General features: G+C 74.9%; 19 protein-coding genes. 10 read left to right on the top strand and 9 right to left on the bottom strand.

All coding sequences use genetic code 11. The annotated features are described in order from the left end of the window. Positions 1-17: 17 nt before the first annotated feature. On the bottom strand, positions 18-938 hold the full coding sequence (locus UXQ13_RS13940) for an AEC family transporter (RefSeq protein WP_225233619.1): 921 nt from the start codon (positions 936-938) through the stop codon (positions 18-20). A 414-nt stretch (positions 939-1,352) separates the two neighbouring features. Here UXQ13_RS13940 and UXQ13_RS13945 point away from each other — a divergent pair, with 414 nt between their 5' ends. Further along, the gene (locus UXQ13_RS13945) at positions 1,353-2,024 is read left to right on the top strand and encodes a TVP38/TMEM64 family protein (protein ID WP_225233620.1); all 672 of its coding nucleotides are present in this window, start codon (positions 1,353-1,355) and stop codon (positions 2,022-2,024) included. Here UXQ13_RS13945 and UXQ13_RS13950 read toward each other — a convergent pair. After that, positions 2,021-2,632: a hypothetical protein gene (locus UXQ13_RS13950; protein ID WP_225233621.1), complete on the bottom strand. Its 612-nt coding sequence runs from the start codon at positions 2,630-2,632 to the stop codon at positions 2,021-2,023. The two genes, UXQ13_RS13945 and UXQ13_RS13950, sit on opposite strands and share 4 nt — an antisense overlap. A gap of 68 nt (positions 2,633-2,700) precedes the next feature. Between UXQ13_RS13950 and UXQ13_RS13955 the strand changes: the two genes are divergently transcribed. The 4 genes from UXQ13_RS13955 to UXQ13_RS13970 all read left to right on the top strand — a co-directional run bounded on the left by UXQ13_RS13955 (position 2,701) and on the right by UXQ13_RS13970 (position 5,855). After that, a complete protein-coding gene (locus UXQ13_RS13955; RefSeq protein ID WP_225233622.1) occupies positions 2,701-3,891 on the top strand; it encodes an ATP-binding protein in 1,191 nt (396 codons plus the stop codon). Between the two features lie 32 nt (positions 3,892-3,923). Then, a complete protein-coding gene (locus tag UXQ13_RS13960; protein ID WP_225233623.1) occupies positions 3,924-4,475 on the top strand; it encodes an RNA polymerase sigma factor in 552 nt (183 codons plus the stop codon). Next, positions 4,472-5,038, top strand: coding sequence for a hypothetical protein (locus tag UXQ13_RS13965; protein ID WP_225233624.1), 567 nt, complete (start codon positions 4,472-4,474; stop codon positions 5,036-5,038). The genes UXQ13_RS13960 and UXQ13_RS13965 overlap by 4 nt, the downstream gene beginning before the upstream one ends. Before the next feature lie 67 nt (positions 5,039-5,105). Continuing rightward, on the top strand, positions 5,106-5,855 hold the full coding sequence (locus tag UXQ13_RS13970; RefSeq protein ID WP_225233625.1) for a ZIP family metal transporter: 750 nt from the start codon (positions 5,106-5,108) through the stop codon (positions 5,853-5,855). A gap of 63 nt (positions 5,856-5,918) precedes the next feature. Here the strand turns inward: UXQ13_RS13970 and UXQ13_RS13975 are convergent, their stop codons facing one another. The 5 genes from UXQ13_RS13975 to UXQ13_RS13995 all read right to left on the bottom strand — a co-directional run bounded on the left by UXQ13_RS13975 (position 5,919) and on the right by UXQ13_RS13995 (position 11,843). Then, entirely contained in the window at positions 5,919-7,259 is a 1,341-nt protein-coding gene (locus UXQ13_RS13975; RefSeq protein WP_225233626.1) for an ABC transporter substrate-binding protein, read from the bottom strand. A 90-nt stretch (positions 7,260-7,349) separates the two neighbouring features. Then, entirely contained in the window at positions 7,350-8,042 is a 693-nt protein-coding gene (locus UXQ13_RS13980; RefSeq protein ID WP_225233627.1) for an SDR family NAD(P)-dependent oxidoreductase, read from the bottom strand. Then, a complete protein-coding gene (locus tag UXQ13_RS13985; protein ID WP_225233628.1) occupies positions 8,039-9,334 on the bottom strand; it encodes a flavin-containing monooxygenase in 1,296 nt (431 codons plus the stop codon). The genes UXQ13_RS13980 and UXQ13_RS13985 overlap by 4 nt, the downstream gene beginning before the upstream one ends. A 96-nt stretch (positions 9,335-9,430) precedes the next feature. Next, positions 9,431-10,372 carry a LysR family transcriptional regulator gene (locus tag UXQ13_RS13990; RefSeq protein WP_225233629.1) on the bottom strand — a complete coding sequence of 314 codons (942 nt, stop codon included), beginning with the start codon at positions 10,370-10,372 and terminating at the stop codon, positions 9,431-9,433. Positions 10,373-10,460: 88 nt separating this feature from the next. Continuing rightward, positions 10,461-11,843 (bottom strand): cation:dicarboxylate symporter family transporter, encoded by a 1,383-nt coding sequence (locus UXQ13_RS13995; protein ID WP_225233630.1) that lies wholly within the window; start codon positions 11,841-11,843, stop codon positions 10,461-10,463. Between the two features lie 180 nt (positions 11,844-12,023). On the opposite strand from UXQ13_RS13995, the gene UXQ13_RS14000 reads away from it, so the two are divergent. The 3 genes from UXQ13_RS14000 (at position 12,024) to UXQ13_RS14010 (ending at position 15,113) form a co-directional block, all read left to right on the top strand. Beyond that, entirely contained in the window at positions 12,024-13,676 is a 1,653-nt protein-coding gene (locus UXQ13_RS14000; RefSeq protein ID WP_225233631.1) for a sensor histidine kinase, read from the top strand. Then, positions 13,673-14,356 carry a response regulator gene (locus UXQ13_RS14005; protein WP_225233632.1) on the top strand — a complete coding sequence of 228 codons (684 nt, stop codon included), beginning with the start codon at positions 13,673-13,675 and terminating at the stop codon, positions 14,354-14,356. The genes UXQ13_RS14000 and UXQ13_RS14005 overlap by 4 nt, the downstream gene beginning before the upstream one ends. An 85-nt stretch (positions 14,357-14,441) precedes the next feature. After that, positions 14,442-15,113 (top strand): GTP pyrophosphokinase, encoded by a 672-nt coding sequence (locus tag UXQ13_RS14010; protein WP_225233633.1) that lies wholly within the window; start codon positions 14,442-14,444, stop codon positions 15,111-15,113. On the opposite strand, the gene UXQ13_RS14015 is transcribed toward UXQ13_RS14010, so the two are convergent. Then, positions 15,114-17,324 (bottom strand): MMPL family transporter, encoded by a 2,211-nt coding sequence (locus UXQ13_RS14015; protein ID WP_225233634.1) that lies wholly within the window; start codon positions 17,322-17,324, stop codon positions 15,114-15,116. Between the two features lie 114 nt (positions 17,325-17,438). Between UXQ13_RS14015 and UXQ13_RS14020 the strand changes: the two genes are divergently transcribed. Further along, on the top strand, positions 17,439-17,882 hold the full coding sequence (locus tag UXQ13_RS14020; RefSeq protein WP_225233635.1) for a MarR family winged helix-turn-helix transcriptional regulator: 444 nt from the start codon (positions 17,439-17,441) through the stop codon (positions 17,880-17,882). Between the two features lie 23 nt (positions 17,883-17,905). After that, positions 17,906-19,765 (top strand): alpha-amylase family protein, encoded by a 1,860-nt coding sequence (locus UXQ13_RS14025; RefSeq protein WP_225233636.1) that lies wholly within the window; start codon positions 17,906-17,908, stop codon positions 19,763-19,765. 6 nt (positions 19,766-19,771) lie between these two features. Here the strand turns inward: UXQ13_RS14025 and UXQ13_RS14030 are convergent. Beyond that, positions 19,772-22,803, bottom strand: a 3,032-nt coding sequence (locus UXQ13_RS14030; protein ID WP_419146489.1) for a fibronectin type III domain-containing protein, incomplete at its 5' end; no start/stop codon positions are given.

The following is a 22,803-nucleotide window of genomic DNA, read 5'->3' on the forward strand; positions in this document are numbered from 1 at the left end:
GAGAGCCCGAGACCGGTCTAGGGACCGAGCAGGGCCGCGACCAGCAGCAGCACCGGGATCGAGCCGGCGGTCGTCACGGTGACGGTCTGCTGCGCCATCCGCTCGCCCACGCCGTAGGCGACCGCGTAGGTGTAGACGTTCTGCGCGGTCGGCAACGCGGCCAGGACCACGATGACGAACAGCTCGGCGCCGCCGATGCCCACCGCGGCCGCCAGCGCCCAGGCCACCCCGGGCATGACCAGCAGCTTGAGCGCCGAGGCCAGCAGCACCGCGCGCCGCTCGGGTCCGCGGCCGGGCACCGGGGCGCCGTGCAGGGAGACCCCGTAGGCGAGCAGCACCGCGGGGACGGCGAAGGAGGCCAGCAGCTCCAGCGGGTCCAGCACCAGGTCGGGCACGGTCCAGCCCAGACCGCTGACCACGAGGCCCAGCACCGAGGCGATCAGCACCGGGTTGCGGAACGGGGTGGTCAGCCGGACCCAGCGGGCGGTGCCGTCGTCGGGTCCGGTGAGGTCGAGCAGCACCACCGCGACCGGCACGAGCACCACGAGCTGGAACAGCAGCAGCGGCGCGACCAGGGTGGCGTCGCCGAGCACGTGGACGGCGATCGGGATGCCCAGGTTGGCGGAGTTGACCATGCCGGCGCCCAGCGCCCCGATCGTCGTCCGACCGGCGCCCCAGCGGCGGACGACGCCCACGACCCCCATCGCCCCGGCGCACACCAGGGCGGCCGCGGAGGTGACCCAGAGGGTGCCGGAGAAGATCTGCCCCAGGTCGGCCGCGACCAGCGTGGTGAACAGCAGCGCGGGCGTGGCGACCCGGAACGAGGTCTGCGCCAGGACCAGCTGCGCGCCCGGCGGCAGCACCCCGCGCCGGGCGGCCAGGTACCCCACGGCGATGACCACCCCGATCACCACGAACCCGGTGAGCACCCCCGTCACGCGCAGGAGTCTGCCCCGACCGGGGTTCCGGCCCTCATCCACGCCCCGCAGCGGGCGGGAACCGTGCTCCCGGTGCCATCAGGTGCCCGGAGGGTCCCCGTGCACCGGGCGCGGCCGTCGAGTGTGCGCTGAGCGCTGTTCCCAGCACCCGCAGACCGCGCTGAGTGCTCACTCGACGCCGCCGGCCGTCGATCGACGCTCACCGATCACTCCGGCTCAGGGGTGATCGATACCCGTCGATCGACGACTGGCGCGGGGGAAGTGGGCGCCGAGTGCGCGCTGAGCGCTGTTCCCAGCCCCCGCAGACAGCACTGAGCGCGCACCCGACGCCGCAGGCCGTCGATCGACGTTCACCGATCACTCCGGCCCAGGAGTGATCAGCAGCCGTCGACCGACGGCGGGGAGGATGGGGGCGTGGGGGAGCGGATCAGCGCGGCGCAGGCGGTGCGGGCCGGGTTGCTGGTGGCGATCCTGCTCGCCGGCGCCGTCGTCGCGCTGACCACCGACCTGCCCACGGTCGACCAGCTGCGCGGCCGGGTCGCCGACGCCGGATTGCTGGGCTGGGCAGCCGTCGCCGGGGGCACCGCGGTCGCCGTCCTGGCGCCGATCCCGCGGACGGCGCTGGCCCTGCTGACCGGGATCCTGCTGGGGTTCTGGCCGGGGCTGCTGGTCACCGTGGTCGGCGCCCTGCTGGGCGCGCTGATGGGGTTCGGGCTGGGTCGGGCGCTGGGCCGGGACACCCTGCTGCGGCTGGCCGGCCCCCGGCTGCGCAGGGCCGACCAGCTGGCGATGGAGCGCGGGTTCACCGCCGTCCTGCTCGCCCGGCTGACGCCGGTGCTGCCGTTCTTCCTGGTCAACTACGCCGGCGGGCTGTCCGGCGTCCGGCTGCCGGTCTACCTGGCGGCGACGTTCGTCGGGCTGCTGCCGGGGGCGGTGTTCAACGTGGCGGTCGGCTCGGTGGCCGGGTCGCTGGGAGAGTGGGGGCTGGCCATCGCGGTCGGGCCGGTGGTCGTGGTCGGCGTGGTCCTCGGCGTCCGGTGGTGGCGGCGTCGAGGTCGGTCTGCGGCCGTCTCGGTCGAGGGCTAGACAGCCGTAGAGAGCGCGATCGTCGTCGTCACCCGGACGACGGACGGCGTCGGCGGCACCGACCCGAACCCGAACCGCACCGGCGGCCGGACGTCGGCGAGCCCGCCCAGGTCGGCGCCGTCCCAGGTCGCGGACGCCGAGCGGAGCGCGTGCAGGTCCTGCACGCCGTACCACTCGGTGCGCCCGTTCCCGGCAGATCCGCGGGTCCGCACGCCCATCGCCAGCCGGGCGACCGGGTCCAGCAGCCCCACCCACGCCGGCGTGCGGGCCAGGGGTGACGGAACGGTCCGGAGCAACCACCCCAGCGCCGGACGACGGCCCACCCGCACCCGCAGCGCCAGCGGCTCGGCGTCGACCACCCAGTGCCCGGCCACCCGGCCGACCTGCACGTCGACCACCCGGACCTCGTCGAAGGAGTAGGTGTCGGCCACGAACTCGGCCAGCTCGGGCGTCGCCGCCAGCAGCACCCGGTGCCCGTCGGGGCGCTCGACCATCACGTCGGAGACGGCGCCCAGCGGCGACCGCGGCCAGTGCCCGACCACCAGGCGGGTGCCCGACGTCGTCCCCAGCCCGAGGATCCAGCCGTCGAACCGCACGCGATCTGCCACACGACACGCGCTACCCCGTTCTACGCGGTTCTACGTCCCGGGCTAGAGAACGGAATACGGTGCCCGACATGGATCCCGTGCGGAACCCCTACGCCCCCGGCGCCGGCCAGCGCCCGCCCGAGCTCGCCGGCCGGGACACCGAGCTGAGCGCGTTCGACGTCGTCCTGGAGCGGATCGCGCACGGCCGGCCCGAGCGGTCGCTGGTGCTCACCGGGCTGCGCGGGGTGGGCAAGACCGTGCTGCTCAACCACCTGCGCTCGGCCGCGATCGCCCGCGGGTGGGGGACCGGCAAGATCGAGGCCCGCCCCGACCAGTCGCTGCGCCGGCCGGTGTCCAGCGCGCTGCACATGGCGCTGCGCGAGCTGGGTCCGCGGCACGGCAACGCCGAGGCCGTCGCCGACGTGCTGGGCGTGGTGAAGGCGTTCGCGCAGTACCAGCCGGCCGACGCCAAGCTCCGCGACCGCTGGCAGCCCGGCATCGACGCCCCCGCCGCCACCGGCCGGGCCGACACCGGCGACATGGAGATCGACCTGGTCGAGCTGCTCAGCGACGCCGCCGGGGTCGCCGCGGACACCGGCAGCGGGATCGCCCTGTTCATCGACGAGATGCAGGACGTGCAGCCCGACGACGTCAGCGCCATCTGCGCCGCCTGCCACGAGCTCTCCCAGCAGGGCGCCCCGCTGATCGTCGTCGGCGCCGGGCTGCCGCACCTGCCGGCCGTGCTGTCGGCGTCCAAGTCCTACTCCGAGCGGCTGTTCCGGTACCTGCGGATCGACCGGCTGGACCGGCCGGCCGCCGACCGCGCGCTGGTCGGGCCCGCCGGCCGGGAGGACGTCGAGTTCACCCCGGGCGCGCTGGACGCCCTCTACGCCGCCGCCGACGGCTATCCCTACTTCGTGCAGGCCTACGGCAAGGTCACCTGGGACGTCGCCGCCACCTCGCCGATCACCGAGGACGACGTCGCCGTGGCCGCGCCGGCCGCCGAGGCCGAGCTGGCGGTGGGCTTCTTCGGCTCCCGCTACGACCGGGCGACCCCGGCCGAGCGCGAGTACATGCACGCCATGGCCGACCTGGGCGGGCCGGCCGGCAGCGCGGTGAGCACCTCGGACGTCGCGGTCAGCCTGGGCCGCAAGCCCGCCTCGCTGTCCCCGGCCCGGGACTCCCTGATCAAGAAGGGGCTGGTCTACAGCGCCGAGCGCGGCCAGATCGCCTTCACCGTCCCGCACTTCGGCCGCTACCTGCTCCGCCAGCCGGACTGAAAGACCTGCCGCGGATCCGGACAGAGCACCCCGTGAGGACCGCACCGGACCAGCGGCGGGCCGACCTCGAGCGCGTCGTGCGCACGGTGGTCGAGCCCGTGCGCCGCTACCTGCACCGCCGCACCGACGCGGCCACGGCCGACGACGTCCTCGGCGAGACGTTGGTCGTGCTCTGGCGGCGGCTGGATTACGTCCCGGCCGACCCGGTGCCGTGGGCGATCGGGATCGCCCGGCTGCAGCTGGCCAACGCCGAGCGCGGCCGGCACCGGCGTGGCCGGCTGGCGCTGCGGTTCGGCCGCACCGAGGCGACCGCGGTGCCCGACCCGACCGAGCCGGTCGCCGGCCGACTGGACGACGTCGCCGTGGTGCGCGCCGCCCTCGGCCGGCTGCGCCCCGCCGACGCCGAGCTGCTCCGGCTGGTCACCTGGGACGAGCTGACCACCGGGCAGGTGGCCGAGCTGCTGGGCATCACCACCAACGCGGTGGCGATCCGGCTGCACCGGGCCCGCGGCCGGCTGCGCGAGGAGCTGGGAAGACCGGGGGCCCGTCCGGACACAGGACAGCGAGGAGAGGGGACGCCATGACCGACGACGACCTGGACCGACGGCTGCGCGCCGCCGACCCCCTCCCCGACCTGCCCGCCCTCCGGCCCGACCGGCTGGACCAGCTCCTGGAGGACACCGTGACCAGCACCGCCCCGCAGACCCACCGCCGTCCCCGCGCCCTGCTGCTCGCCGGCGCCGCCGCGGCCGTCGTCGCCGTCGGCGGGGGAGCGCTCTGGCTGACCACCGGCGACGGTGACCCGACCGTGCTCACCGCCCAACCCGTCGGCGGCCCGGCGGCCAGCTGCGCCGCGATCACCCCGGAGACGCTGGCCGGGAGCGACGTCGCCTTCGCCGCCCGGGTCACCGGGGTCGAGGGCGGCACGGTGACGCTGGAGACCACCGAGCGCTTCGCCGGCGACGTCGCCGACACCGTCGAGGTGGTGCAGGGCGACGCCGGCGACGTCGTGGACGGCGCCCCGCTGGAGCTGCAGCCGGGCACGACCTACCTGCTCACCGCCGACGGCGGCACGATCGGCTCCTGCAGCGGCAGCGGGGCCGACAGCCCGGAGCTGCGCGCGCTGTTCGAGGCCGCCTTCGGCTGAGTCCCAGCGCCCGGTTGCCGACCCTCCTTCCGGGGCAGGGGGGACGGCGACGACGGAGGTGGTGCCGGTGCCCACGTGGCTGGAGGCCGGGCTGTGGGGCCTGCTGGGCGGGGGCGCCCTGGTCCTGGGTGCGCTGGTGGCCTGGTTCGCCCGGGTGCCGCAGGTGGTCGTCGCCTCGGTGATGGCGTTCGGCTCCGGGGTGCTGATCTCCGCGGTCGCCTTCGACCTGATGGCCGAGGCGGCCGAGACCGGCGGGCTGCTGCCCACCGCGCTGGGGTTCCTCGGCGGGGCGGTGGTCTACCTGGCGGCCAACGCCGCCCTGGCTGCGCGCGGCGCCCGGCACCGCAAGCGGTCGGGGGGCCAGCAGCCGTCGGAGGGCGAGCAGCAGGGCAGCGGTGCGGCCATCGCGGTGGGCGCTCTGCTCGACGGCGTCCCGGAGTCGGTGGTGCTGGGCGTCGGCCTGCTGGGCGGCGGCGCGGTGAGCCTGCCGGTGCTGGCCGCGGTGTTCATCTCCAACGTCCCCGAGGGCCTGTCCAGCGCGGCCGGGATGAAGCGCAGCGGCCGCTCGGCCCGCTACGTCTTCGGCGTCTGGATCGGGATCGCCGTGCTCTCCGGGATCTCGGCCCTGGTCGGCTACGTCGCGCTGGGCAGCGCCCCGCCGGAGGCGATCGCGGTCATCACCGCGGTGGCGGCCGGCGCGATCCTGACGATGATCGCGGACACGATGATCCCGGAGGCCTTCGCCGAGACCCGGACCTGGACCGGGCTGATCACCGCGCTCGGGTTCCTGGTCGCCTTCGCGATCGAGGTGGCCTGAGGCCACGGCAGACGCACCCCGCCGCACGGGGGGACGGCGAGGTGCGTCTGGTCCGGGGGAGGGTCAGCGCTGCGGGCCGATGCCCTGCGCGTTCAGGCCCTCGATGATCCGGCTGGTCTCCTCGAAGCCGATCACCAGGATCGCGTCGGGGTTGAACTCGACCATCTGGGAGACCTCGCTGTCGAAGTTCGCCGCCGTGGGGTCGTAGACCAGCGAGCGGATCGAGTCCTCGTCCAGCCCGTCGGAGATCAGGTCCGCGGCGGTGTTGTCGGCCAGGCCGGTGCCGTAGGGGTCGTTGAGAGCGAGGATGCCGACGGTGTTGTTGCCGTCCCCGCCGATCAGGTCGGCCAACGCGCGGGCCTGCAGCGTGTCCGGCGGCACCGTGCGGAAGAACAGCCCGTTGTCCGCGTAGTCGGTGAGGCGGTCCGAGGTGCTGGCCGGGCTGATCATCGCGACACCGGCCTGGGTGACCGCGTCGATGACGGTCAGCGTGACGCCGGAGGACGACGCCCCGACGATCACGTTCGCCCCCTGCTGGAGCAGCCGGTCGGCGGTCTGGGTGGCGGTGTCGGTGCTGGCGTCCCCCGAGTCGCCGGTGTTCAGCTGGACCGGGTTGCCCAGCACCCCGCCGGCGGCGTTCACGTCGGTGACGGCCAGGGTGAGCGCGGCGATCTGCTGCGGCCCCTGGTAGGCCAGGCTGCCGGTCTGCGGGGTGAGGCTGCCGATGACCAGCGGCGCCCCGGTGGTGCCGGGCGCGGCCGGGGCCGGGCCCTCGTCGGTGGCGGCGTCGTCGATGTCGCCGGCCTGGACGAACTCCCGGGCGTCCTCGTCGATCGTCCCGTCCTCGGTGAAGCTCTCGATCGCGAAGCTGGCCACCGAGGGCTCACCGGGGTCGGTGAAGGCCAGCGGGCCGTTGACGCCGTCGTAGTCCGGGTTGCCGCCGCCGGCGACCACCTCGCTGCACTCGGCGAACGTCGTGCAGGCCTCGCCGCCGAAGGTCACCCCGTTGACGTAGGGACCCCAGACGGTGGCCTCGTTGCTGCCGGCCAGCTGGGCGGCCAGCGAGGCGATCACGACCGCGTCGTAGGTCTCGGCGGCGGTGTTGAAGTTGGTCAGCGAGGGGTCGACGCCGAGCAGCCGCTCCCGGAACTCCGGGCCGATGTCGGTGAGGAGCACGGTGCCGCGCATGCCGGCCAGCGCGCCGGGGGAGTCCGCGAAGTCCTCGCCCAGCCCGTTGTTCATGTTGCCGTCGGCGCCGTAGACGTTGACCTGCTTGGTGCCGTCGTCCGCGGTCGAGGCACCGGCGCTGTCGGTGTCCGAGGACCCGCTGCCGCACGCCGAGGCGGCCAGCAGGACGACGGCGCCGAGGACGAGCGTCCGTCCGAGGGTGGGGTGTGTCCGCATCGCGGTCTCCTGGTGGAGGGTGGGGCCGGCCGCGAGCTGTCGCGCCGGTGGTGCGGGTCGAGGCACCGTCGCCTCGGGATCGGGGAGTGCTCAGCGCATCGCGGCGCCGCCGGCGATGACGACCGTCTCTCCGGTGACGTAGCCCGGCTCCACCAGGCGCTGCACCCAGACGGCGATCTCGTCGGGCTGGGCGACCCGGCCCAGCGGGATGCCCGCGGCCGCGGCCGCCATCCGGCCGGTGGCCGCGTTGCCCGGGGTGTCGACCCACCCCGGCGCCACCGCGTTGACGACGATCTGGTCGGGTGCCAGCTCGATGGCCAGGGACTTGGTGATCGACAGGACGGCGGCCTTGGAGGCGCTGTAGAGCAGTTGCCCGGGGGAGACGGCGAACGCGTCGACCGAGGCGAAGTTGACCACCGCGCCGCCTCCCGCGGCCCGCAGGTGCGGGACGGCCGCGGCGGTTACGTTCAGGGTGCCGAGCACGTTGACGTCGAAGACCCGCCGGTAGAGGTCGTCGGTGTAGTCGTCGAGCCGGGTGGGCGGGTAGATCCCGGCGGCGTTGACCACGGCGGTGAGGCGGTGGCCGTCCAGCGCCCCGTCGACCGCCGCCGTGACCAGCGCGCGGTCCACCACGTCGGCGACCACCGGCACGACGGCCGGCCCGGTCGCCTGCACCGCAGCGCGGTCCAGCGCCAGCACCCGCCAGCCGGCCCCGGCCAGCCGCTCCACGACGGTGGCGCCCATCCCGCTGGCGGCGCCGGTCACCAGCACGGTGTCGGTCATCGGAGGGCCTCCTGCAGGGGTGCGGTGCGGTCGGTGGTCGGGAGGGCATCCAGCACCCGGTGGGCACGGGCGGTCGCCGCGGTCCACAGCGGTCGCAGCACGTCGACCCGGTCGTCGGGGGCCCCGGCGGCCAGCAGCTCGGTGTGCAGCGGGCGGGCCGTCCGGCCCTCGAGCCCGAGCAGCCGGGCGACGAGGGCCGCCTGTGCGCTGAAGACCGGGAACTGCGCGCCGCGCGGGCTCGCCAGCCCGACCGTGTAGAGCCGGGAGGTCCCGACCGGCACGACCATGCCGCCGACCCGCAGCGGCACCCCGCCGGACCAGGTGAGCTGCTCCGGGGCCAGGAACGGCAGGCTGACCCGGAAGCCGGTCGCCCACAGCACGGTGTCGAACTCCGCCGAGGTGTCGTCGGCGAAGAAGACCTCCCGGCCGGAGACGTCCACGACGCCGGGCCGGGCGGTGATCCGGCCGTGCTGCAGCCAGTACAGCAACAGGTCGTTGACCACCGGCAGCTGCTGGTTCAGGTTCCGGGTGACCGGCTCCTGCAGGCCCGGGTAGTCCGACGGGCTGCCCACCGAGATCCGCACCAGGGCCCGCTGCACACGCTCGGCCGCCCAGCCGGGCAGCTTGGCCAGGAACGGGAGCTGGTTGCGGCCGCGGCCGAAGAAGGTCTTGGGCTGGAACACCTGGCCGTGCCGCATCGCGATCGAGACGTCCAGCCGGGCGTTGGCGGCGTCCACGGCCAGGTCGCAGCCGCTGTTGCCGGCCCCGACGACCAGCACGCGGGTGCCCTCGACGTCGGCGACCGACCGGTACTGCGAGGAGTGCAGCGACCGGCCGGTGAAGTCCGCGGCCATCGCGGGCAGCCTGGCGTCCCAGTGGTGGCCGTTGGCGACGACGACGGCGTCGAAGTGCTCGGTCCCCGACCCCGTGGTGACGTCCCAGCCGGAGACGCCGTCGTCCGGGCTGGTGACGGCGGTGACCTCGGTGCCGAACCGGACGTGTGCGAGCAGGTCGTGCTCGGCGGCGAAGGCGTCCAGGTAGTCGATCACCTGCTCACGGCTGGGGAAGAGCGGGTAGTGCGCGGGCATCGGGACGCCGTCGAAGCAGGAGACGTCCCGCGGGGTGATCAGGTGCAGCGCCTCGTAGTCGGTGTGCCAGTGCCCACCAGCCCGGTCGCTGCGGTCGTGGGCCACCACGTCGTGCCCGGCGTCGCGGAGGACGCGGACGGCCTCCAGGCCGGCGGCCCCGGCGCCGATCACGCAGATGCGCTGCGCGGTGGTGCTGCTGGGCATCGGGTCCTCCCCGCCGGCCACGGTGGTCGGTCGGGAGCAGTCTCCCGGGGGCCGGGCCGCGGTGTGAAGATCCACTTCCCGACGCCAGCTCAAGGCTCAGCCTCTGGCCGGACCGCCGTCCGCTGCCTGCTGCAGCGCCTGGGTGTGGGTGTGCGCCAGGTCCATGAACACCCTGGTGGCGGGGCTGAGCACGCCCCCGGTGCGGGTGATGAAGGCGAACCGCTCGACCACGGGTGGGTCCAGCGGCACCCAGTGCAACCGGCCGGGGTACCCGGGCCAGCGGGTGACCAGGTAGGACACCAGCGAGTCGCCGAGACCGTGCGAGGCCAGCTCCACGGCGGCGGTCTGGAACTCGACCTCGATCTGCGGCCGGAGCGTCACCCTGGCCTCCCGCGCCCGGTCGGTGAGCACCCGGCGCAGCGGGTCCTCGGCACCCCAGCGGGCCTCGGACAGGATGAGCGGGGCGTCCGCGAGCTGCTCGATGGTGACCGGCCCCCGGGTCCGGTCGCCGTCGGTGCTCACGTAGACGACCGAGTCGACGAGCACCGGGGGACCGACGTCCAGACCGCGGTCGTCGACCGGCAGCTGGACCAACCCGGCCTCGAGTTCGCCCGCGCGCACCTGTGCGGCCACCTCGGAGCTGTTCAGCCCCACGACCCGGGTGACGACACCGGGGTACCGCGACCGGAAGTCGCTGATCAGTGCACTGAGCAGGTAGAGGTGCGCGCTGGAGAAGGTGCCGAAGCTGACCGTGCCGCCTGACATCTCGCGGACGTGCCGGGCGCTCTCGGTGAGCGCGGTGGCGTCGGCCAGCGTGCGCCGGGCCGCGGGCAGCAGGGCCCGGCCGGCCTCGGTGAGCTGCAGCCGTCGGTTGGTGCGGACGAACAAGGTCACGCCGAGGGTGTGCTCGAGCCGCCGGACCTGCTCGGACAGGCTGGGCTGGGCGACGTGCGTGGCCTCGGCAGCGGCCACGAAGGAACCGTGCTCGACCGCGGCGACGAAGTAGGCGAGCTGCTGGAGGGTCGGCAGCTGGGCCACCCGCGCAGGCTACCGGCGCCGGTTCCACGTGGAACGACACCGGCCCACCCCGCGGACGGGGTGGGCCGGTGTCGTCGGTGAGCGGAGGTCAGCTGGACGCGCGCTGCGCCAGCTCGGGCTCGGCGTCGGCGGACGGGCCGTGGCCGTCGTCGAGCATCGTGGTCTCGTCGAAGGGCCGGTCGCCGGCCAGCACGGCCTTCATCTGCTCGCGGTCCAGCTCGTGGGTCCAGGTGGCCACCAGCATGCAGGCGATCGCGTTGCCGGAGAAGTTGGTGACCGCGCGGGCCTCGGACATGAAGCGGTCGATGCCGACGATGAGGCCGACGCCGTCCAGCAGCTCGGGGCGGTGGGACTGCAGGCCGCCGGCCAGCGTGGCCAGCCCGGCGCCGGAGACGCCCGCCGCACCCTTCGAGGCGATGATCATGAACACCAGCAGGCTGATCTGCTCGGGCAGGCTCAGCGGGTCGCCGAGCGCCTCGCCGATGAACAGCGACGCCATCGTCAGGTAGATCGCGGTGCCGTCGAGGTTGAACGAGTACCCGGTCGGGACGACGATGCCGGCGACGGGCTTGCTCACGCCGACGTGCTCCATCTTGGCGATCAGCCGGGGCAGCGCGGTCTCCGAGGACGAGGAGGAGACGATCAGCAGGTACTCCCGCGCCAGGTACTTGAGGAACGTGAAGACGTTGATCCCCACGACCATCCGCAGGATGGTGCCGAGGAAGACGAAGACGAAGACCGCGCAGGTCAGGTAGAAGCCCAGCATCAGGATGCCCAGGCTCTTGAGGGCGTCGACGCCGGTGGCGCCGACGACCGCGGCGATGGCGCCGAAGGCACCGATCGGGGCGACCCACATGATCATCGCCAGGATGCGGAAGACCAGCTTCTGCAGGTGGCCGATCCCGGTGAGGATCGGGGCGCCGGCCCGGCCCATGGCCTGCAGCGCGAAGCCCACCAGCAGCGCGATCAGCAGCGCCTGCAGCACCGACCCGCTGGTCAGCGAGGAGAGCAGGGTGGTCGGGATCAGCGACAGGATGAACCCGGTCGTGCCCTCCGGGGCCTCCTCGGCCGACTCGGCGAGCAGGTCGGCACCGGCGCCGCGCACCTCGTCGGTCAGCTGCAGCCCGTCACCCGGGTGCAGGATGTTGCCCACGACCAGGCCGATGGCCAGCGCCACCGTCGACATCGCGATGAAGTAGCCCAGCGCCAGGCCGCCGATCCGGCCGACCTGCGCCGCCTGCCGGATGGCCCCGATGCCCAGCACGATCGTGCAGAAGATGACCGGCGCGATGATCATCTTGATCAGGCCGACGAACGCGGTGCCCAGCCACTTGAGGCTGACGCCGAACTCGGGGAAGACCAGCCCGACGACGATGCCGGCGACGACCGCGGCGATCACCGCGATGTAGAGCCAGTGCGTCTTGTCCCGCTTCTGGCGGGGTGCGCCGTCGAGGGGTGTCTGCTGTGCCATGGACTGCTCCTGTGGAGTCGGTGGCGGGCGATCGGTGGACCGGTCCGTCGGTGGGGCTGGGGTCGCCTCTCACCGGCGACGGTCACAGACTCCCCGATTCCGTGACCCGGGTCACCCTTGCGTTCATTGCGTGCACGGTGCCCGCACCGCGTGGACCGCGTGACGCGGCACACTCACCCCGTGCGCAGCCCCGTCCTCCCCACCCGGCGACCGCCCGGCGGCACCGCCCGGGGCCGCCGGCGGGAGGGCGGCAGCCTGGCCCGCCAGCTGCTGGCCCTGCAGGCGCTGGTCCTGCTGGTCGTGGTGGCGGCGCTGGGCTGGGTGGCCGTCGACCGGGCCCGGGCCGCCGTCGAGGACCGCGCCGGCAACCAGTCCCGGAGCATCGCCGAGACGATCGCGGACTCACCGCTGGTCCGGGAGGCGGTCGTCGGCACCGACCCGACGGCGGTGCTGCAGCCCTACGTCGAGCAGGTGCGGGCCGACACCGACACCTCCTTCATCACCGTGATGGCCCTGGACCGCACCCGGTTCACCCACCCCGACCCCGACCAGATCGGCCAGCCGTTCGTCGGCACCATCGCCCCCGCCCTCGCGGGTCGGGCCTTCACCGAGACCTACACCGGCACGCTGGGCCCCTCGGTCCGCACGGTCGCCCCGATCTTCGCCACCGGGAGCAGCACCCAGGTCGTCGCCCTGGTCAGCGTGGGCATCACGGTGGCGGCCATCGGGGACGACGTCGCCGCCGCCCTGCCCGGGGTCCTCGGCGTCGCGGCCGCGGTGCTGGGGGTCGGGGCGCTGGGCAGCTGGCTGATCAGCCGTCGGCTGCGCCGGCAGACCCACGGCCTGGGCGCGGCCCCGCTGGCCCGGATGCTCGAGTACTACGACGCGGTGCTGCACGCCGTCCGGGAGGGCCTGCTCCTGCTGGACGGCGACCGGACCGTCCAGCTGGTCAACGACGAGGCCCGCCGGCTGCTGGACCTGCACGGCGACGTCACCGGCAAGCGGGTCGACGAGCTGGGGCTCTCGCCCGAGCTGGTCGCCACCCTGTCCCAGCAGCGGCTGGCCGTCGACGAGGTGCACGTGACCGGCTCCCGGGTGCTGGTGGTCAACCAGGCACCCGCGACGCCGGCCGGGGGATCGGTCGGCGCCGTCGTCACGCTGCGGGACCACACCGACCTGCAGGCGCTGACCGGCGAGCTGGACAGCGTGCGGGCCTTCGCCGAGTCGCTGCGCGCCCAGGCGCACGAGGCGGCCAACCGGCTGCACACCACCGTCTCCCTCGTCGAGCTGGGCCGCAGCGCCGACGCCGTCGAGTTCGCCACCGCCGAGCTCGCGCTGGCCCAGCAGCTCACCGACCGGGTGGTCGGCGCCGTCGAGGAACCCGTGCTGGCGGCGCTGCTGCTGGGCAAGGCGGCCACCGCCCACGAGCGCGGGGTCACCCTGGAGGTCGACCCGTCCTCGTCGGTGGGCAGCACCGGGATCCCGGGCGGGGACCTGGTGACCATCGTGGGCAACCTGCTGGACAACGCCATCGACGCCGCGCTGGCCGGGGACCCGCCGCGCGAGGTGCAGCTGGCGCTGTGGGAGGCCGACGGGCGGCTGGAGCTGCGGGTCGAGGACACCGGCCCCGGCGTCCCGGACCCCGACGCGGTGTTCCGGCGCGGCTGGAGCACCAAGGCCGACGGACCGCGCGGGAACGGCCGCGGGCTGGGCCTGGCGCTGGTCGCGCAGGCGGTCAAGCGCAACGGCGGCACCGTGTCGGTGCGCCCGGGCCCGGGCGCGGAGTTCCGGGTCTCCCTGCCGCTGCGCAGCCCGGCCGGGGCGACCCGGTGAACGACCTGCGGGTGCTCGTCGTCGAGGACGAACCGGTCGCCGCGCAGGCGCACCGGGCCTACGTCGACCGGACGCCGGGGTTCACCGCCGTCGCCGTCGCCGGCACCGGCGCCGCGGCCTGGGACGCGCTGGGCCGGCTGCCGGTGGACCTGGTGATGCTGGACATGAACCTGCCCGACACCCACGGCGTCGAGCTGGTCCGCCGGTTGCGGGCCGCCGGCCGGGACGTCGACGTCCTCGCGGTCACCTCGGCCCGGGAGCTGTCCACGGTGCGCGCGGCCGTGGCCCAGGGCGTCGTGGGCTACCTGCTCAAGCCCTTCACCTACGCCGCGCTGCGCGACCGGCTGGCCGCCTACGCCGACTACCGGGCCCAGCTGCGCGCCGAGGGCGACATCGCCGGACAGGACGCCGTCGACCGGGTGCTGGAGGCCGCCCGCCCGAGCCGGCCGGCCCCGCTGCCCAAGGGCATGGGTCGGGAGACCCTGGACGCGGTGGTCGCCGCCGTCCGGGCCGGGGACGGGCTGTCCGCCGCCGAGACCGCCGCCCTGATCGGCGCCTCGCGGATCACCGCCCGGCGCTACCTCGAGCACCTGGCCGAGTCCGGCCTGGTCGCCCGCACCCCCCGCTACGGCGGCACCGGCCGCCCGGAGCTGGAGTACCGCTGGCGGTCGGAGGGCTGACGTACGCCGCCGGGCGTACGTCGCCGGCGGGGGCTGCACCCGGGGGGTGATGCGCCCGGGTACCCCCGTGCGGTGAGGTGGAGGGGTGAGCGAGCTGCTGTCCGAGGACCGACCGACCACCCTGGCCGAGGCCGCCCGGCTGATCCGCGGCCCCGGCAGCGAGCTGCGCCGGTTCCTCTCGGTCTACTACTTCGGCCTGCAGGAGATGCTGACCAAGGTCGAGATCCTCCGCGAGGAGCTGCGGCTGGAGGACGACGACTGCCCCATCGAGCACGTCGGGTCCCGGCTGAAGTCCTTCGAGAGCCTGACCGCCAAGGTCGCCCGCAAGGGCCTGCCGCTGGAGCTGGACGCCGTCCGGGAGTCCGTGCTCGACGTCGCCGGCATCCGGGTGGTCTGCAGCTTCGTCTCCGACGTCTACCTCGTCGCCGACATGCTCACCCGGCAGCCCGACGTGGAGGTGCTGGAGACCAAGGACTACATCGCCGTCCCCAAGGCCAACGGCTACAAGAGCCTGCACCTGATCGTGCGGACGCCGGTGCACCTGTCGACCGGCCCGGTGTGGGTGCCGGTCGAGCTGCAGCTGCGCACCGTGGCGATGGACTCCTGGGCCAGCCTGGAGCACAAGGTGTTCTACAAGTGGGATCGCGACGTGCCGGCCGAGCTCCGCGCGGAGCTGCTGGAGGCCGCGCACATCGCCGACCGCCTGGACGCCACGATGCAGCGCCTGCACCGCGAGGTCCGGGCCACCGCCCCCTGATCAGCGGGGGAGCAGCACGTCGCCCTCGGCCGGGGCCGGCTCCTCGTCCCGGGACATCCGGTGCGGCCACCAGACCTTCTTGCCGGTCAGGTAGACCAGGGCGGGCACCAGCAGCGACCGGACGACGAAGGTGTCCAGCAGCACGCCGAAGGCCACCAGGAACGCGATCTGCAGCAGGAAGAGGATCGGCAGCACGCCCAGCGCGGCGAAGGTCGCGGCCAGCACGATGCCGGCGCTGGTGATCACCCCGCCGGTCACGGCCAGGCCGTGCAGCACGCCGGGCCGGGTGCCCTGCAGCAGCGACTCCTCGCGCACCCGGGTCATCAGGAAGATCGAGTAGTCGATCCCCAGCGCGACCAGGAAGACGAACGCGTAGAGCGGCACCGTCGGGTCCCCGCCGGGCAGGTCCAGCACGTGGTCGAAGACCAGCGCGGCGGCGCCCAGGGTGGCCGCGAAGCTCAGCACGTTGGCCAGCACCAGGAGCAGCGGGGCAAGCAGCGACCGCAGCAGCACGGCCAGGACGACGAAGACCACCAGCAGGATCACCGGGATGATCCGGTCCCGGTCGGCCGTCGAGTACTCCCGGACGTCGAGGGCCTGCGCCGTCGTCCCGCCGACCAGCACGTCGCCGTCGACGGCGTCCAGGTCGGTGCGCAGCGCGGCGACGGCGTCCTCGGCGGCGGGGGAGTCCGCGGCGTCGTCCAGGGTGACCTGCAGCTGCACCCGGCCGTCGGAGACCCGCGGCTGCCCGCCGTCGTCGAGCGTCGGGACGACCGAGGAGACGCCGTCGGCGGCCTCGACCGCGCTGGTGACGGCGGCCAGCTCGGACTCCGGGGCGACCACCAGCGTCGGGGACCCCGAGCCCGCCGGGAAGTGCCGGGCCAGGGCCTCGCCGCCCACCACGGACTCGACCCGGTCCAGGAACGTGTCGGTCTGGGAGACCCCGCCGGTGTCCAGGGTCGGTGCGAAGGCGGCCAGCACGACCAGGACCAGCGTGCTGAGCACGCCGACCGCGACCGGACGACGGCCGACCAGGCGGGCCACCCGGGCCCAGACGCCGGTGACCTCGGGGCCGCGCGAGCCCACCCGCGGGATGCCCGGCCAGAAGACCCAGCGGCCGTGCTCGCCGGGCGAGGTGCGGCCGGGCAGGACCAGCAGGGCCGGCAGGAAGGTCAGCGCGGCCAGCACCGCGGACACGATGCCGACGGCGGTGACCGGGCCCAGCCCGCGGGTCGGGCCGATGTCGGCCAGCAGCAGGCAGAGCAGGCCGAGGACGACGGTGGCCGCGCTGGCCGCGACCGGCTCCAGGGTCTGCCGCCAGGCCCGGCGCATCGCGTCGTAGCGGTCGTCGTGCCGGCGCAGCTCCTCCCGGTAGCGGGCGACCAGCAGCAGCGAGTAGTCCGTCGCCGCGCCCACGACCAGGATCGACAGGATGCCCTGGCCCTGGCCGTCGAGGGTGACGACGTCGGCGTCGGCCAGCAGGTACACGACCAGGCTGGCGGTGGTCAGCGCGAAGCCCGCCGTCAGCAGCACGAAGAACGGCAGCACGGGGGAGCGGTAGACCACCAGCAGGATCAGCAGCACGGCCACGCCGGCGACCAGCAGCAGCGTGCCGTCGATGCCGCCGAAGGCGCTGACCAGGTCGGCGGTGGTGGCGGCCGGACCGGCCGTGTAGACCTGCACGCCGTCGCCGGACAGTCCCGCCGCGGCCTCCCGGATCTGCTCCACGGCCACGGTCACCGGGCTCTCGCCGTCGGGCAGCGAGGCCGACAGCTGGCCGGCGTCGAAGGACACCAGCGCCAGGGCGGCCAGACCGTCGTCGCTGGGCACGACCGGGATCGGGCCGGGCACCAGGAAGTCCCCGACCCGCTGGGCGGTCCCCCCGGTCACCGGCACCTCGACCTCGGGCACGGACGCGGCGAAGGCGCCGAAGTCGGCCAGCTGGGCCTGGGTGAGCGGGGTGCCGGACTCCAGCAGCAGGTAGGCCGGGAAGGCGTCGGAGTCGCTGAACCCGCCCGACAGCTCGGCCACCCGCTGGGACTCGGCGTCCGCCGGGAGGAACTCGCTCTGGGTGTTGGACTGGACCTCCGACAGCTTGCCGCTGTACGGCCCGGCGACCGACGACAGCGCCAGCCAGGCGAGCAGCAGCACCGCCGGCAGCAGCCAGCGGAGCCGGCGACGGGACGGCGTGAGGGTGGTCGAGCTGGCCACGGAGGGACTCCAGGGAGACGCGGGCGGGGCGGGGGAGCAGGATGGTCAGCCTGCTGAGGATGCACGCTAGACGATGCTCAGCAGGCTGACCATTCGACGGGGGAGGGACTTCGCGTGTCGTCGCCACCGGACCCGTCGAGCTGGGCCACCGGGCGGCTGCTGTCCACCGCGGCCCGGCTGGTCGAGCACGAGTGGGACGCCCACCTGGACCGGTGGGGGCTCAACCACTCGGGCTTCGCCGTCCTCCGGATGGTGTCGGGCGGCCCGCGGTCCCAACGCGAGCTGGCCCAGGCCATGCAGGTGGAGGACCAGACCATGAGCCGGGTGCTCGACCGGCTGGAGCGGCACGGGCACGTGACCCGCGAGCGCTCGACCACCGACCGGCGCCGGGTCGAGGTCACCCTCAGCGACACCGGCCGGGTGGCCGTGGCCGAGGCGGGGTCCGACGACGCCGCCGAGCGCCTCTTCGCCGGGGCGGTCGAGGACCTGCCTGCGCTGCGTGCCCAGCTGGCCCGGGTGGTGGACGTGCTGTCGGCCCGGCGCTGGTCGGCCGGCTGAGCCCCGGCTGCGATGCTGCCGGGGTGGACGCCGAGCTGAGCACCCTGCCCGCCCACCGCCAGGAGCTGTTCCGGGCCCGGGTGCAGCGCTGGCTGCCCGACCTGCTCGACGGACTGGCCCCGCTGTACCCCGACCCGCAGGCCGTCGCCGACCGGCTGCTGACCGCCGCGGCGCGCGCCTTCGCCGCCCGCGACGACGAGCTGCACGCCCTGGACCTGCGCCGGAGCCTGGCCCCGGACTGGTTCCAGCGTCCCGACGTGGTCGGCTACGCCGCCTACGCCGAGCGGTTCGCCGGGGGCGACCTGGCCGCCGTGGCGCAGCGTGCGGGGTACCTGCAGGACCTGGGCGTGAGCTACCTGCACCTGATGCCGGTGCTGACCCCCGGCCCACCGCCCAACGACGGCGGCTACGCCGTCGCCGACTACAGCTCGATCCGCCCGGACCTGGGCACCATGGCCGACCTGACCGCCCTCACCCGCGAGCTGCGCGGCCGCGGCATCAGCCTGTGCCTGGACCTGGTCCTCAACCACGTGGCCCGCGAGCACACCTGGGCCCGGGAGGCCCGCGCCGGCGACCCGGTGAAGCGCGCGTACTTCCACGTCTACCCCGACCGGACGGGGCCCGACGCCTGGGAGGCCACCCTGCCCGAGGTCTTCCCTGACCTCGCACCGGGCAACTTCACCTGGGACGACGACCTCGACGGCTGGGTCTGGACGACGTTCAACGACTACCAGTGGGACGTCGACTGGGCCAACCCCGACGTGTTCTGCGAGTACGCCGACGTGGTGCTGGACCTGGCCAACCACGGCGTCGAGGTGCTGCGGCTGGACGCCATCGCGTTCACCTGGAAGCGCCTGGGCACGAACTGCCAGAACCAGCCCGAGGTGCACGCCCTCACCCAGGCCCTGCGCACGGTGGCCCGGATCGCCTGCCCGGCGCTGCTGTTCAAGGCCGAGGCGATCGTCGGGCCGCGGGACCTCGTCGGGTACCTGGGCACCGGTGAGCACTGGGGCAAGGTCAGCGACCTGGCCTACCACAACGGCCTCATGGTGCAGGTCTGGTCGATGCTGGCCGCGCGGGACGCCGTCCTCGCCTCCCGGGCGCTGCAGACCCTGCCCGTCCCGCCGGCCTCGACGGCCTGGATCACCTACGTGCGCTGCCACGACGACATCGGCTGGGCCATCGACGACGGCGACGCCGCGGCCGTGGGCATCTCCGGGTACGAGCACCGCCGGTTCCTCACCGACTGGTACGCCGGCACCTTCCCCGGTTCGTGGGCCCGCGGCCTGGTGTTCGGGGAGAACGCGGCGACCGGTGACCGGCGGATCTCGGGCACCGCGGCCTCCCTGGCCGGCCTCGGCGCCTGGGACCCGCAGGCCGCCGCCCGGGTGCTGCTCGCGCACGCCGTGGTGTTCGGGTTCGGCGGCATCCCGGTGCTGTGGTCCGGCGACGAGCTGGGGCTGCTCGACGACCCGCACTGGGCCGAGGAGCCCGGCCACGAGGGCGACAACCGGTGGGCGCACCGCCCCCGGCTGACCTGGGACCGGGACGGCCGCCCGGTGCCGGGCTCCCCGGCGATCGCGGCGGGCATCGCGGCTCTGGCCCGGGCCCGGGTGACCCTGCCGCAGCTGCACGCCTCGGTGGCCGCCCGGGTGCTCGACCCGCGCGACCCCGCCGTCCTGCTGGTCGCCCGGCCGCACCCGCTGGGCACCGTGCTGGGCGCCTACAACGTCGCGCCCGGGCCCCGGCACGTGCCGCTGGACGTGCTGCGGGAGGTGGGCCTGGACCCGGCGGCCGTGGTCGACCACCTCACCGGGGCGGCGCCGCGGATCGCCGAGGACGCCGTCCAGCTGGCCCCGTACCAGGCGGTCTGGCTGCGCTGACCCGGGTCAGGGGACGGGGGACAGCACGGCCCCGGTGGTGAGGTCCTTGACGTAGAGGTCCCGCAGGCGGTTGGCGTCGGCGGTGACGAGTGCCTGGGACGTCGCCAGCACCACCAGGTCGCCGCGCACCGCCAGCACCCGGCCGTACTCGGCCGGCGCCACCGACCCGGTCGGGCCGGTGACCGGCCGGCCGTCGCCGTCGGCGGTGACCAGGGTCAGCGTGCCGGTGTCCAGGTCCCGGCGGACGACGTCGGTGTGCCCGTTGGTGTCGCCGGCGACCACCGCGGCGACGGTGGAGAAGAAGCCGTACCGGCCGGTGGGGTCCAGGGCGACCTGGTGCTCCCAGGCCGAGGTCTGGCCGGTGCCCAGCGGCGCCACGGCGCCGGTCACGGTGTCCTTGCGGTAGGCCAACCCGGTCGACCAGCTGGACGTCGGTGCGCTCGGCTTGGCCGCGGTCACGAAAGCCACGTACCGGCCGTCGTCGGACAGGTCGACGTCCCCGAGGTCCCGGAAGACCCCGACCGTCGTCGTGCCCATCGTGCTCACCACCGTGGCGTCGCCGGCCCCGGCGCCGGACAGCGTCCGCCGGTAGAGCACGACCGGGCCGTTGGGGCCGGACGCCGGGAACAGCGCGAACCGGCCGTCCGGCGTCAGGGCCAGCGCCGGCCCGGTGGCCGCCCGCGGCAGGTCGGCGCCGGTGCCGGTCGCCGAGACCCGGGTGACCGCGCCGGTGGACAGCCGCTTGGCGTAGACGTCGACGACCCCGTTGGTGTCGACCGGACCCAGGTCGTCGCGGGCGGAGTAGAAGAGCACCAGGTCGCCGTCGCCGCTGATCACGACGGTCGGGCTGGTGGCGTAGACCGACGACCCGCCCTGCAGCTCGGTGCCGGGCACCGAGGCGCTGACCCGGCCGGTGGTCGGCGCGCTGACCAGGGCCCACGTGCCGGTGGCGGTGTCCAGGCGGTAGACGTCGGCCAGGGTGTTGGTGTCGGCGGCCACCAACCGGGCCGTGGTGGCCAGCGCGACGTACCGGCCGTCGTCGCTGATCGCCGGCGCCGCGAGGTTGGTGGCGTCGGCGGCCGAGGCCCCGGCGGCCATCGGCGCGAGCCGGCTCGCGGTGCCCGTCGTCCGGTCCAGCCGGTACAGCTCGTAGGCGGTGTTGGTGTCGGCGGCCTCGAGCCGGGCCCGGGTGCCGACCACCACGAAGCGGCCGTCGGAGCTGACCGCCAGACCGCCCGTCTCGCCGGAGCCCTGCGCGGGCACCGTGGCCCCGACCGGGACGACGGCGACCGCTGCGGACACGACCGAGGCGTTGCCGCTGGGGTCCACCGCGACCACGGTGATCGAGTAGGAGGTGCCGTTGGTCAGCCCGGTGAGGACGACGGGGGACGCGGTCGGCGAGGCGACGAGGACGCCGTCCCGGTACACCCGGTAGACCAGCGGATCGGGGTCGGCCGGCGCGGTCCAGGAGACGGTGGCCGACCCGCTGGCCGCGCGGGCGGTGACCGCGGTCGGGGCGGCCGGGGCCGTGCTGTCGTAGGGCGTGGCGGTGACCGCGGCCGACGCGGCGGAGACGTTGCCGTGCCCGTCCACGGCGACCACGGTGAACGTCGCCGCGGCACCCGGCGCCAGGCCGGTCACCGTGGCCGAGGTCCCGGTGGTCGTGGCCACCACGACGCCGTCGCGCAGCACCCGGTAGCCGACCACGTCGGCGTCGGCCGGCGCGGTCCAGGTCAGCCCGACCTGCCGCTCGCCCGCGGTCGCCGCCGGGCCCGCCGGGGCGCCCGGCGCGGTCGTGTCGGTCGGGGTGGCCGACGTCGAGGGACCGGTGGCCGACCGGTTGCCGTGGGTGTCCACCGCGACCAGGGCGTAGGAGTAGGCGCGGTCGGCGACCAGGGCGGTGTCGGTGAACGAGGTCCCGGTGACGGTGGCGATCTCGACGCCGTCCCGCAGCACCCGGTAGGTGGCCAGGTCGGGCTCGGTGTTGGCCGGCCAGGTCAGGTCGACCCGGCCGTCGCCCGGGGTGGCGGTGACCGCACCGGGGGTGGCCGGGGCCGTCAGGTCGGTCGGGGTCGCGGTGGTCGCCGCGGAGGCGGGGGACCGGTTGCCGTGGCCGTCGACGGCCACCACGCGGTAGGCGTAGGCGGTGTCGTTCGTCAGCCCGGGGTCGGTGTAGGACGTGCCGGTGACCGTTGCGACCTCGACGCCGTCCCGCAGCACGCGGTAGGAGGCCACGTCGGGGTCGGCGTTCGCGGGCCAGCTCAGCGCGACCTGGCCGTCGCCGGGCACGGCGGTCGGCGCGGCCGGGGCGGCCGGGGCGGTCAGGTCGGTCGGGGTGGCCGGCACCGCGGTCGAGGTGGCCGACCGGTTGCCGTGGGTGTCCACGGCCACCAGGGACCACGCGGAGGTCTGGTCGTTGGTCAACCCGGTCGCGGTGTACGACGTCCCGGTGACGGTGGCGACCTCGACGCCGTCCCGCAGCACCCGGTAGGTGGCCAGGTCGGGCTCGGTGTTCGCCGTCCAGGTCAGCACGACCTGGCCGTCCCCGCGGGCGACGGCCAGGCCGGTCGGCGGCGCCGGCGGCGTGAGGTCGGTGGGGGTGGCCGGCACGACGGCGGTGGCGACCGAGTCGTTGCCGTGGGTGTCCACGGCGGCCAGCCGGTAGGCGTAGGTGCGGTCGTTGGTCAGGCCGGTGTCGGCGTAGGAGGTGCCGGTGACCGTGGCCAGCAGCAGGCCGTCGCGGTACAGCCGGTAGGAGGCCAGGTCGGGCTCGCCGTTCGCCGTCCAGGCCAGGTCGACCCGGCCGTCGCCGCGGACCGCGGTGAACCCGGTCGGGGTGGCCGGGGCCGTCAGGTCGGTGGGCGTGCCGCTGACCGCGGCGGAGGCGGCGGAGCGGTTGCCGTGGGTGTCCACCGCGACCAGCCGGTAGGCGTACGCGGTGTCGTCGGTCAGCCCGGTGTCGACGTAGGAGGTGCCGGTGACCGTGGCGACCTCGACGCCGTCCCGCAGCACCCGGTAGGTGGCCAGGTCGGGCTCGG

Source organism: Klenkia terrae (assembly GCF_037083865.1).
Lineage (GTDB): Bacteria > Actinomycetota > Actinomycetes > Mycobacteriales > Geodermatophilaceae > Klenkia > Klenkia terrae.

Excerpts from the sequence above, each read along its gene's own strand:
- UXQ13_RS13995 (WP_225233630.1), bottom strand. The coding sequence starts at position 11,843 with ATGGCACAGCAGACACCCCTCGACGGCGCACCCCGCCAGAAGCGGGAC.
- UXQ13_RS13975 (WP_225233626.1), bottom strand. The coding sequence starts at position 7,259 with ATGCGGACACACCCCACCCTCGGACGGACGCTCGTCCTCGGCGCCGTC.
- UXQ13_RS13985 (WP_225233628.1), bottom strand. The coding sequence starts at position 9,334 with ATGCCCAGCAGCACCACCGCGCAGCGCATCTGCGTGATCGGCGCCGGG.
- UXQ13_RS13965 (WP_225233624.1), top strand. The coding sequence starts at position 4,472 with ATGACCGACGACGACCTGGACCGACGGCTGCGCGCCGCCGACCCCCTC.
- UXQ13_RS13980 (WP_225233627.1), bottom strand. The coding sequence starts at position 8,042 with ATGACCGACACCGTGCTGGTGACCGGCGCCGCCAGCGGGATGGGCGCC.
- UXQ13_RS13955 (WP_225233622.1), top strand. The coding sequence starts at position 2,701 with ATGGATCCCGTGCGGAACCCCTACGCCCCCGGCGCCGGCCAGCGCCCG.